This is a genomic window from Sandarakinorhabdus sp., assembly GCF_031430775.1.
GTDB lineage: Bacteria > Pseudomonadota > Alphaproteobacteria > Sphingomonadales > Sphingomonadaceae > Sandarakinorhabdus.
In genome coordinates, this window is record NZ_JANPCD010000025.1 from 1 (window position 1) to 11,643 (window position 11,643).

The 11,643-nt window shown below is 64.0% G+C and carries 9 protein-coding genes; 4 read left to right on the forward strand and 5 right to left on the reverse strand.

All coding sequences use genetic code 11. The features are described 5' to 3' along the window. Positions 1-537: 6-phosphogluconolactonase (locus RMQ73_RS01455; protein WP_310496194.1), on the forward strand; the 537-nt coding region annotated here is incomplete at its 5' end. Positions 538-1,003: 466 nt separating this feature from the next. Here the strand turns inward: RMQ73_RS01455 and RMQ73_RS01460 are convergent. Next, complete coding sequence (locus RMQ73_RS01460; RefSeq protein ID WP_310496195.1) at positions 1,004-2,020, reverse strand: aldehyde reductase; 1,017 nt, start codon at positions 2,018-2,020, stop codon at positions 1,004-1,006. Positions 2,021-2,158: 138 nt separating this feature from the next. On the opposite strand from RMQ73_RS01460, the gene RMQ73_RS01465 reads away from it, so the two are divergent. Then, entirely contained in the window at positions 2,159-3,451 is a 1,293-nt protein-coding gene (locus RMQ73_RS01465; RefSeq protein WP_310496196.1) for an MFS transporter, read from the forward strand. Positions 3,452-3,557: 106 nt separating this feature from the next. On the opposite strand, the gene ftsH is transcribed toward RMQ73_RS01465, so the two are convergent. The 4 genes from ftsH to RMQ73_RS01485 all read right to left on the reverse strand — a co-directional run bounded on the left by ftsH (position 3,558) and on the right by RMQ73_RS01485 (position 8,433). Further along, positions 3,558-5,501, reverse strand: a complete 1,944-nt coding sequence (gene ftsH / locus RMQ73_RS01470; protein WP_310496198.1) for an ATP-dependent zinc metalloprotease FtsH — start codon at positions 5,499-5,501, stop codon at positions 3,558-3,560. Positions 5,502-5,581: 80 nt separating this feature from the next. After that, a complete protein-coding gene (tilS, locus tag RMQ73_RS01475; protein ID WP_310496199.1) occupies positions 5,582-6,556 on the reverse strand; it encodes a tRNA lysidine(34) synthetase TilS in 975 nt (324 codons plus the stop codon). Beyond that, positions 6,546-7,496: a YbgF trimerization domain-containing protein gene (locus RMQ73_RS01480; RefSeq protein ID WP_310496200.1), complete on the reverse strand. Its 951-nt coding sequence runs from the start codon at positions 7,494-7,496 to the stop codon at positions 6,546-6,548. Before RMQ73_RS01480 ends, tilS begins: the two co-directional genes overlap by 11 nt. A 1-nt stretch (position 7,497) precedes the next feature. Beyond that, positions 7,498-8,433, reverse strand: a complete 936-nt coding sequence (locus tag RMQ73_RS01485; protein ID WP_310496201.1) for a RodZ domain-containing protein — start codon at positions 8,431-8,433, stop codon at positions 7,498-7,500. Positions 8,434-8,693: 260 nt separating this feature from the next. Here RMQ73_RS01485 and typA point away from each other — a divergent pair, with 260 nt between their 5' ends. Beyond that, positions 8,694-10,514, forward strand: coding sequence for a translational GTPase TypA (gene typA, locus RMQ73_RS01490; protein WP_310496202.1), 1,821 nt, complete (start codon positions 8,694-8,696; stop codon positions 10,512-10,514). Between the two features lie 255 nt (positions 10,515-10,769). After that, on the forward strand, positions 10,770-11,378 hold the full coding sequence (locus RMQ73_RS01495; RefSeq protein ID WP_310496203.1) for a PEPxxWA-CTERM sorting domain-containing protein: 609 nt from the start codon (positions 10,770-10,772) through the stop codon (positions 11,376-11,378). The last annotated feature ends 265 nt before the right edge of the window (positions 11,379-11,643 follow it).

Sequence of the window (11,643 nt, forward strand, 5' to 3'; positions counted from 1 at the left end):
GACATGAAGATCGAATGGGCTGATGTGACCATCCTGCCCACCGATGACCGGCTGGTGCCGCCAACCGATCCGCGTTCCAATGTCGGCATGCTGGCGCGTATGTTCATGCCCAAAAAGGCGCGTGTCGTGCCGCTGTGCGCCGGGGAAACCGATCCGCAGGCCGCTGGCCGCGCCGCCGACGCGCGTATTGCCGACCTCGAATGGCCGCTCGATCTGGCCTGGCTTGGTGTCGGGCTCGACGGCCATGTCGCGTCGATCTTTCCCGGCCCGGATTTCGACGGGGCATTGAACGGCCCCAAGATCCGCCGTGCCATGGGTGTCCGTCCCGACCCGATGCCCGCCGACATGCCGGTCAACCGCGTCACGCTGACCAAATCGGCGCTGGTGTCGGCCCGCACCGTCACGCTGGTGCTGACCGGCACCGAAAAGCGCAAGCTGGTGGAAAAAGCCCTCAAGCAAGGCGCCGCCAGCCCATTGCCCATCGGGCGGCTGCTTGCCGATCTGGAAATGGACATCGACATCCACTGGTGTGCTTAACATTCCAACGCCCCAGCATGAGGCGACGCTAGGCTGAAGCAAGATAACTTAGGGCTTCCGGTGAAACACCGAGAAGCCCAATTGATGCGCTCGTTTCAATGCATCCGCACCATGGAAGTCTGTGGAGCAGAAAATGCAGCCCTCGTCACGGAGTGCGTGTACAAATATCGCCTTTATTGAGTACGATTTTCCCTTGGCTAACAAGAAACGCGTTCGTGAAGGATTGCGCATACCTACATTTCTATAAAATGTCACTTCATCAACACGTTCGGCGGCAAGAATCGCAGAATCAACCGAGTTCTTGCTGATTCTTGAAACAGCATCTGTTGCTTTTCGGGCGGACATTGTTGCTTCCCCTGTGACGACAGGAAACATTAACCGCAGAAATACTCAATGCCAACACGTTCATTGCTCTGTGGCATGGCTGTCCATGCCATCAGCGCAACCTGTTTTGTGTCGTCCGCACTCAACTCTTGACCAAACCCTTTTCGATCAGGCTGTTGGCGCAATCCACGATCGTCTGCTCCTCGGGCCGCATCGTCCAGCCCAGCGTGGTCATCGCATGGGCCGAGCTGGCCTCGCGGACCTTGCCGAGTTCGGGTGTCACCATGCGGATGGTGGCGTCGAAACGCGAGACGATGCGCAGCAGCCAGTCGGGCAGGCGGCGGGTCGGCACGCGCCGCGCCCTGGTGCCGAGCCGGGCCTTGAGCACATCGGCAACCTCGCGGAACCACAGGAACTTGCCGCAGGCGATGAAGCGTTCGCCGTCCATGCCCGGCGCCGTCATGACGCGGACGTGCAGGTCGGCGACATCGCGGACATCGACGATGCCGAAACCGATGTTGGGCAGGCCGGGCAAGGCGCCATCCAGCAGCCGCTTGATGATTTCGAGGCTGGTGGAAAAATCCTTGCCCAGCACCGGTCCCAGAACGGCGGCCGGATTGACGCTGACATATTCCATGCCGGCACCGCTGGCCGCCATCCAGTCGCGCGCGGCGCGTTCGGAATAGGTCTTGGACCGGATATAGGCATAGGTGTCGGGATTGGCGGGGTCGGTCCAATGCTGTTCGGTGAAGACCGGGCGCGGTTCGGGATGGCCATAGGCGATGGCGGCCATCGAGCTGGTCATCACCACGCGCTTGACGCCGGCGCCATGCGCAAAGCGCAGCGCCCGCAGCGCGCCTTCACGGGCCGGCACGATGAGGTCGTTCTCGTCCTTGGGTTCTGCATCGGGAATCGGCGAAGCAATATGCTGGACATAATCGCAGCCCGCCACCGCTTCGGCCCAGCCGGCATCGCTTGTCAGATCGGCCTGGAACAGCTGGAGATCGGGCAGGCCCAGCGCGGAGCGCACCTCGTCTGCGCGCGCGAGATTGCGAACGGTGCCGCGCACCGTCCAGCCTTCGCGCGACAGCTGCTGAAGGATGAACCCGGCGATATAGCCCGAGGCGCCGGTGACGAGAACGATGCCCTTGCTGTCCATGTCGTGTCTCCATTGCTACGCACCGCAGAACCTGACCCGAACCTTGGCTGAGCGGCAAGACCCTGCAAAGCGACAGTCTTGCCATAAAAACACCGGTCCGGCCTTGGCAATTGCGCGCTGCTCGCCCATGCAACCCGAATGAACCCGCTGCCGCGCCGCGAATTTGCCGTGCTGTTTGCCGTGCTGCTGACCGTGGCGGCGGGCAATACCGCCTTGCAGACCGTTTTGCCGGCAATCGCGCGGGTCATCCAGATCCCCGACATGCTGGTGGCGATCATCTTTTCCTTTTCGGCGCTGCTATGGACGTTCAGCGCCCCCTATTGGGCGCGCCAGTCCGATGTGCGCGGCCGACGCCGGCTGATGCAGCTTGGCGTCATCGGCTTCATGGTGTCGATGCTGGGCTGCGGCGTCGTCATCCTCGCCGGCCTCAATGGCCTGCTGGTGCCGATTGCAACCTTTGCGCTGTTTGCGACGCTGCGGTCATTGTTCGGCATCTTCGGCTCGGCGTCCAATCCGGCGGCCCAGGCCTATGTCGCAGCACGCACCAGCGAGGCCGACCGCACGGCGGCGCTGTCCAGCCTGTCCTCGGCCTATGGGCTGGGCACCATCATCGGGCCTGCGCTGGCACCGCTGTTCATCATCGGCGTGGTCGGGCTGTCGGGGCCGATGTTCGCCTTTGCCGCCATTGCCGCTGTCGTGCTGGTCGGTGTCACGCGCTGGTTGCCCGACGATGACCCCACCCATTATGTCGCCGGCGGCGGCGCGCCCTCGAGCGAACCTATGGTCAGCGGCGCCGCCACCGGCGCCAGCGTCGCCGCCGCCGCCCATGGCCGACCGCCCAATCTGTCATGGCGCGACAAACGCTTGCTGCCGTTCATGATCTTCGGCTTTTTTTCCGGTTCCATCCAGGCGGCGACTGGCCAGGCGCTGGGCTTTCTGATCATCGACACCATGGGCGGTAACGCACTGGAGGCGCAGCATGCGATCGCCATTGCCTTCATGGCGGGTGCCGGCGCAACGCTGCTGGCGCAATGGGGGCTGATCCCGATGTTCCGGCTGACACCGCCGTCATTGATGCGCTGGGGCACCGCCATCGCCGTGTTCGGTACCGCCGGCATTGCGATGGCGCCGGATTTCTACACCATGGTCATCGCCTTTGCCTTCATGAGCCTGGGCTATGGCCTGGCGCGCCCCGGCTTCACGGCCGGTGCCAGCCTTGCGGTTGGGCAGGATGAGCAGGGCGGTGTCGCCGGCGCGGTCACATCGGTCAACGGCTCGTGCTTCGTTCTCGCGCCGGCCATCGGCATCGGCCTGTACCAGATCGGCGGCGTGCTGCCCTATTGGCTGGGCGCCGGTGCGCTGGCGCTGCTTTGCCTTTATGCGCTGAGCAGTAAGCAATTGGGTGCCGAACCTGGCGAGCATTTCGAATAGCCCGTTCGGGGGTGCCAGCTGCGCGCTGCGCGTCTTGCCGTCACAAGAGAAAGGGCGGCCAGGGTTCACACCCCGACCGCCCCTGTTTTGCATCCTGCCGACAGGCTCAAACCTGAGGGGCGGGCTCGCCAAAGCCGCCGCGGCGACCGGTCTTGGGAATCGCCGACACGCCGGCCGTGCCGCGCGACACCGGGGTGCCGGTGCCGGTGTTGCGGTCGATGGCTTCGCCGGCGATGATCTTCTTGATCTCGTCACCGGTCAGCGTTTCATACTCGAGCAGGGCAGCTGACAAGGCGTGCAGTTCGCCGATATGGTCGGTCAGCAGCTGCTTGGCACGGTCATAGCCCTTGGTGACGATGGCGCGCACTTCGCTGTCGATCAGCTGCGAGGTCTGCTCGCTGACATTCTGGGTGCGGGTGACGCTGTGGCCCAGGAACACTTCGTCCTGGTTGTCGGCGTATTTCAGCGGGCCGAGCTTGTCGCTCATCCCCCATTGCGTGACCATCGAGCGGGCCAGATCGGTGGCATAGCTGATGTCGGACGAAGCGCCGGACGACACCTTGTCATAGCCGAAGATCAGTTCTTCTGCGACGCGGCCGCCCATCGACACGGCCAAATTGGCGTACATCTTGTCGCGGTGATAGCTGTACTGGTCGCGTTCCGGAAGGCGCATGACCATGCCGAGCGCGCGGCCGCGCGGGATGATGGTGGCCTTGTGGATCGGGTCAGATGCGTCCTCATGCACCGAGACGATGGCATGGCCGGCCTCGTGATAGGCGGTCATCTTCTTTTCATCATCGGTCATGACCATGGTCTTGCGTTCGACGCCCATCAGGACCTTGTCCTTGGCGTCTTCGAAATCGCGCATGCCGACCAGGCGCTTGTTGCGGCGCGCCGCCAGCAAGGCCGCTTCGTTGACCAGGTTGGCGAGATCGGCACCGGAAAAGCCCGGCGTGCCGCGCGCGATGGTGCGGGCATCGACGTCGGGCGCCAAAGGCACCTTCTTCATGTGCACGACCAGGATTTTTTCGCGCCCTTCGATGTCGGGGCGGCCGACCACGACCTGCCGGTCGAAACGGCCGGGACGCAGCAGGGCTGGGTCGAGCACGTCGGGCCGGTTGGTGGCGGCGACGATGATGATACCTTCGTTGGCATCGAAACCGTCCATTTCGACAAGCAACTGGTTCAGCGTCTGCTCGCGTTCATCGTTGCCGCCGCCAAGGCCGGCACCGCGCGAGCGGCCGACCGCGTCGATTTCATCGATGAAGATGATGCAGGGTGCCGACTTCTTGCCCTGTTCGAACATGTCGCGGACACGACTGGCGCCGACACCGACGAACATTTCGACGAAATCCGAGCCCGAGATCGAGAAGAACGGCACATTGGCTTCGCCTGCGATGGCGCGAGCCAGCAGCGTCTTGCCGGTACCCGGCGGGCCAACGAGCAGCGCGCCCTTGGGAATCTTGCCGCCAAGGCGGTGAAAACGACCCGGATCCTTGAGGAAGTCGACGATTTCCTGCAATTCCTCGCGTGCTTCGTCGATGCCTGCGACATCGTCAAAAGTCACGCGCCCTTCCTTTTGCACAAGCAGCTTGGCGCGCGACTTGCCAAATCCCATGGCACCGCGGCCGGCGCCATTCTGCATCTGGCGCATCACGAAAATCCAGATGCCGATCATCAGCACAAACGGCAGCATGTTGATCAGGATGCTGGCGAACAGGCCGCGTTCCTCGGCAGGCTTGGCATCGAAGCGCACGCCCTTGGCGCGCAGCCGCTCGATCAACTGAAGATCGCCGGGGTTGAAGGTGCGATATTCCTCGTCACTGCCTGTTTTGCCGATGATTTCCTCGCCGCGAATTTCGGCGGTCTTGATCGCGCCTTCATCAACGCGCGTCAGGAAGTCCGAATAGGCCATGGCCGTGCCGGTGCTGGAGCGCGACGGCCCCTGCATCACATTTACAACCACAACCAGGCCCAGAAGAATGACGAACCACAGGCCGATATTCTTCATCCAGGGGCTGGGCGGGCGCTTGCTTGGTCCTTCGGACATGCTGTTTCCTGTCGATACTGGTCTTGCCAAGATAGGCGACATCGCCGCCGTTGCAATCAGCCTGTGCTGTTCTGTCCCGATTACGGGGCATTCCGGGCCGAATTGCGGCGCGCAGGCGCCAAAATGAAGCGCCACGGGGGTCCGGGCATCGCCTTGACCCCCGCCACAGTGCCACTGAGGCCGGTCCCGAGTCGCGCTGCCAGCCGGGCGATGTCGCTACCTCGAGCAACGCTGCCGGGTGCCATGGCCGTGATCGCGCGGCGCAGCAATCGGTGGACAAGCTCGGCCGGCAGGCCCGCGACATCGAGCAGGAGCGCCTCACGCTCCCGCCGCGCGGCGCCGGCCCAGGCGCGATCCTCGGCCCAGTCCAGCGCGGCGGCGGCCTGCGAAAGATGCGCTGCGGCATCCGCGATGTGCGGGGCCGACAGCCAGGGCGTGGCGGCCAGCAATTGCCTGGCGGCGGTGCGATCAAAACGCGCGCTGCGGTTGGCCGGATCGGCAAACACCTGCCAACCGGATGCGAATCTGTCCAGTTCGGCACGGCGCAGCGCCAGCAGCGGCCGCACCAGCACCACGTCATCAGCCAACGTCCGGCGGCTGCGGATGCCGGCCAGCCCGCCGCTGCCACTGCCGCGCGCCATGCGCATCAGCAGGGTTTCGGCCTGGTCATCGGCATGATGCGCGGTCAGCAGCAGGCCATGGCCATGGGCCGCGCACCACCCGCCCATCAGCCGGTATCGCGCGGCGCGAGCCAGTGCCTGGATATTGGCCGTCGGTTTGTCCCCCGTCCATGTCAGCAGGGCGTGGGGTATGCCGCGCGCCGCGCACTGCCGGGCCACGCTGGCACAGACATTCGCGGACCCTTCGGCCAGGCCATGATCGACCGTCAGCGCCGTGATCTGCCCCGCAAATGCCTGTGCAGCCAACGCCAGCAACGCGGTGCTGTCCGGCCCACCAGAAACGGCGATGGCGATACGGCAAGCTGGTGTCAGGGGCCGTCCGGCGGCCGCCGCAGTCAGTGCGGCAAGATCAAACCCCGGCGTGTCACGCCGCACATCTGGCCTTCAAGCGCTGTGCGGCCGCGGCTGTTTGCTGGGCGGGCTTGAGCGTGGCGCCATAAACGCTGCTCAGTTCGTCCAGAACGCGGCATGCCTGTTCGGGCTTGGCGAGGCCATGCAATGCCGCTGCCAGTCCGAGCAGGCCTTCGGGGGCCTGAATGGTGCGGGGCGCCGACTGGTACAGGTCGAGAAAAGTCTTGGCCGCCGGCGCGTGCTGGCCGCGCGCCGCCTGGCTGCGGCCAAGATTGAGCTTGGCCTGCGGGATACGCGGCGATTTCGGCCAGGCGGCGATGAATGCGGTCATGGCGGTTTCGACGCCCGGCCAGTTCTTGGCGGCGATCAGCGCCTGTCCAGCCTTCCAGTCACTGTCCACGGTGGCAGGGCCAGCGGTGGCTGGCTTGATAGCTGTTGCTATCGGCTTACCCGCAGCCGCGGGCACGGCAACGGCTGACGGCTTGATGGCAGCAGCGCCGGTTTTGGAAGGCACGGGGCCTGAGACGGGCCTCGCCATCTCCTGCGCGGGTTCGGCTGGGGGCACCATGGCTGTTCCAGTCGGCTTCTCCAGCGCGCCCAGCCGAAACTCGATATCGCCCTTCATCCGGGTTTGCGCGTCCTCCAGCTGGCGCAACTTGAATTGCTGGGCCTCGATCTGGCCGGTCAGGCTGCGCAACTGGCCCTCAAGGGCATCGACGCGCGCCGACAGATCGGCAATCGGCGCCGATGCCGGATTGCCGCCGGGTTCGGCGGGCGCTGCGACCGGGGCGCGAATCTCCGGCTCGAAGAATCGCGGGTCGCCGCCTGGGAACACCTTGCGCTGCACGGCGCGCATTTCGCTCTCCAGCTTGCCGACGCGTTTGTCGATGCGGCCGTCATCGGCCACCTGTGCAGTCGCTGGCACAGACAGCAACAAGGCAAGCATGGCAAACCGTAAGGACATATCAGGCCCCTGTTGGCGTCTGTACCGGCGTCGTCGGCGCTTGCGCGGGCGCCGGCTGAGCTGGGGTGAACCGCGCTGCCAATGACGCCGCGTTCAGGCCAACCCGGTCGATGGTTTCCACCGGGCCGCCAAGTGCAGGCAACGCACGGCCGCCCACAGTGATCGTCAACGCGCCCGCCTTGCCGGTGCGCAGCAGCAGCGTGTCCTGGCCGGCCGGCACAACAAAGCGCTCGCCCGGCGTCATGATGCCCATCCGGGCAACAGCGCGGGTATCACGGTCATAAATCTTGACCCAGACATCCTCGCGCGCCGTGAGCACGACCTCACCGGCAAGAGGCGGCATGGCCATTGCTGTCGCTGGTGACACTGCCGGCGCCGGCAGTGCGGCGCCCGGGCCTGCCAGCGGCGCGGAATCGATGGTTGCCGCTGCCGGGTCCACCATCTGCGGCGCTTCTGTGGCCGGCGCCTGTGCCACCACGGGAATTTCAGGATCAAAGGCGCCGGCGCCATACAGGCCGATCGCCACGACCAGCGCGACAATCACCGCCACGCTGGCAAGGACAAGCTGGCGCGACGGCATGCGCCGTTCGTCCATCGGCTCGTCCTTCATGGCGGTCGGCACGTGCGGGGTCAGCTGGGTTTCGCTCTTGAAACGAGTCGCCATGGTTTCGGGGTCCAGCTTTACCGTCCGGGCAAAGGCCTTCACGAACCCGATGGCATAAGGCAGCGCCGGCAGCGCGTCATGACGGTCATTTTCCAGGGCCAGGAGATGGCGCAACGGCACCCTTGTTTCATGGGCGATCTCTTCAAGGCTCGATCCCATGGCCTCGCGGGCGGCGGCCAACAGGCTGCCTACCGTTTCCCGGCCCAGACCGGTCATCGATCCGCTGCTCAACGACACGCCAATACCTTCCGCTTCATGGTGCGGTTCTGCCATCGGGCGACCCTCCCGCTTTGTATCTAGGTGCCGCTCAAGGCGACCCGAGTCAATGGAGCGCGCCGCACGGCGCGGCAGTCGCACGCCGGTGTGCGACGGAGGGCGCTGACGCTGCACTGCACCATTTTTGCCAGGAAACTCGCACACAACTTGCGCACGAGGGGGCAAACCGGTTATGGGGCCGCGCCCGCCTGCTTCATTGCAGGCACCTTCCCGGCTTTTCCCCCCTGTTTTTTCAGGCGCCATTTCAGGACCCCACGATGCCGCTCCGCAACATCGCGATCATCGCGCACGTCGATCATGGCAAGACCACGCTCGTCGACCAGCTTTTCCGTCAGTCCGGCACGTTCCGCGACAACCAGCGCGTTGCCGAACGCGCCATGGATTCCAACGACCTGGAAAAAGAACGTGGCATCACCATTCTGGCGAAGTGCACGTCGGTGGAATGGCACGGCACCCACATCAACATCGTCGACACGCCCGGCCACGCCGATTTCGGCGGCGAGGTGGAGCGCATCCTGTCGATGGTCGATGGTGTGGTGCTGCTCGTCGATGCCGCCGAAGGCCCGATGCCGCAGACCAAGTTCGTGACCGGCAAGGCGCTGGCGCTGGGTTTGCGTCCCATCGTCGTCGTCAACAAGATCGATCGTCCCGATGCCCGCGCCCAAGAAGTGCTGGACGAAGTGTTCGACCTGTTCGTGACGCTCGAAGCCAATGATGCGCAGCTGGATTTCCCGGTCATCTTCGCGTCGGGTCGCAATGGTTATGCCGGCCGCGACAGCGACGTGCGTTCCGGTGATCTCAATCCGTTGTTCGAAACAATCGTGTCGCATGTGCCGGAACCGGCGGGCGATCCCGATGGTCCCTTCAAGATGCTGGTGTCGCTGCTCGACCGCGATTCGTTCGTCGGCCGCATCCTCACCGGCCGGGTGATGTCGGGCACGCTCAAGGTCAACACGCCGATTCGTTCGCTCAACCCCGATGGCAAGGTGGCCGAGGAAGGCCGCGCCTCCAAGATCTTTGCCTTTCAGGGTCTTGAGCGCGTGCCCGTCGAGGAAGCCCGTGCCGGCGATATCATCGCTCTGGCCGGCCTGACCAAGACCACGGTCGCCGACACCATCGCCGACATCAGCGTTACCGAACCGCTGCATGCGCAGCCGATCGATCCGCCGACCCTGTCGATGACCTTCAGCGTCAATGATTCGCCCTATGCCGGCCGTGACGGCAGCAAGGTGACCAGCCGCATGATCGCCGACCGTCTGGTTCGCGAAGCCGAAGGCAATGTCGCCATCAAGGTTACCGAAAGCGCCTCCAAGGACGCATTCGAAGTGGCTGGCCGCGGCGAGCTTCAGCTTGGCGTGCTGATCGAGACGATGCGCCGCGAAGGCTTCGAGCTGTCGATTTCGCGCCCACGCGTGATTTTCGGCACCGACGACAAGGGCAAGCGCACCGAGCCGTACGAAGTTGTCGTCATTGATGTGGACGAGCAATATTCGGGCACCGTTGTCGAGAAGATGGCGGGGCGCAAGGCCGAGATGACCGACATGCGGCCATCGGGCGGCGGCAAGACGCGCCTGACGTTCTCGGCGCCGTCGCGCGGCCTCATCGGTTATCATGGCGAGTTCCTGTCCGACACGCGCGGCACCGGCATCATGAACCGCCTGTTCGAGAAATATGGTCCCCACAAGGGCGCGATTTCCGGCCGCGCCAACGGCGTGCTGATCTCCACCGAAAGCGGCGATGCCGTGGCCTATGCGCTTGGCTATCTGCAGCCGCGCGGCACCTTGATGATCCAGCCCGGCGAATCCGTTTACCAGGGCATGGTCATCGGCGAAAACGCCCGTGACGATGACCTGGAAGTCAACCCGCTCAAGTCAAAGGCGCTGACCAACTTCCGCGCCAGCGGCAAGGACGATGCCATCGTGTTGTCCCCGCCAAAGCGGCTGACACTTGAACAGGCCATTGCCTATATCGACGAAGACGAGCTGGTCGAAGTCACGCCCAACTTCATCCGCCTGCGCAAGATCCATCTCGATCCCAACGAGCGCAAGAAGGCCAGCCGCGCGCGCGCCGCCAGCTGAAGGGGGCAGTCGACCGAAAAACAAAAAGGCCCGGAAGCTGTTGCTCCCGGGCCTTTTTGTTCGCTCAAGACGCGTCAAGACTTTGTTTACCATACTTGCTGACGAAGCGTAATGCCAGCCTTACATTAATGCATTATTTACACTTATTAATTCAATAAATTCAATTGGTTGTTGGCTTTTGTCAATTGGCACGCAAGTTGCATAACTGTTTACATCGCTTGCAATCAAGTTTGTTAAGTTAAGGGGTTCGACACAATGCGTAAGGTTCTCGCCGCAGCCGCACTGGCAATGGCAATCGCAGCGCCATCCAGCGCCGCGTCCATCCTGAACGGCAGCTTTGAATCCAGCCTGGGTCTCAACCCTCTCGGTTGGCGTGTTACTGCGACGGGCGGCCGTACCGGCGCCTTGTTCGTGGTTCCCGCCAATTACATCCCGTCTTTTCCGGCTGCTGACAGCGGCCGCAACGCCCTGCGGATCCGCAGCGGCGTGTCGCCGGCAAACACTTGGACGCTGGCCCAGACGGTCGCGACGAACACCGGTCAGGCGTACATCCTGCGCTTCTCAATGCTGAACCAGGGTCAGAACGCCACCGAGTCCGTAAATGTCACGGCTGGTACCGGCACTTTCTCGCTCGGCAACACCGCACCTTACGGCTGGACCGATTTCACGCTGCCGTTCTTCGCGACGAGCGCTTCGACGATCGTTTCGTTCACGATGCGCCACACCGGCCAGCAGTCGTTCTACATGTACCTCGACTCGGTTTCGCTTTCGGTTCCGGAGCCAACCAGCTGGGCGATGATGCTCGCCGGCTTCGGCATGGTTGGCTTCGCCGCCCGCCGTCGCCGCAAGATGATTGCCGCCTGATTTATCCGGCACATCGCGAATTCAGGAAAGGGCGGGGGTCACTCCCCGCCCTTTTTCTTGTGTCCGCCACATGGACGCGCGTGGCTCGGACCCGAAGGGGTTGCTGTCGCCGCCCTGCCCTGCGACATCGCTGCGGCTGCACATTCCCAAAGCTTGCGGCATAGAAAGTTGCCTGAACGGCGCGCCCAGGCAGTGCCGATGGAGAGATTTGTGACCGACGATGATACCCCAAACGCCGCGGAGCCAGTGGCCGCCGCGCTTCCCG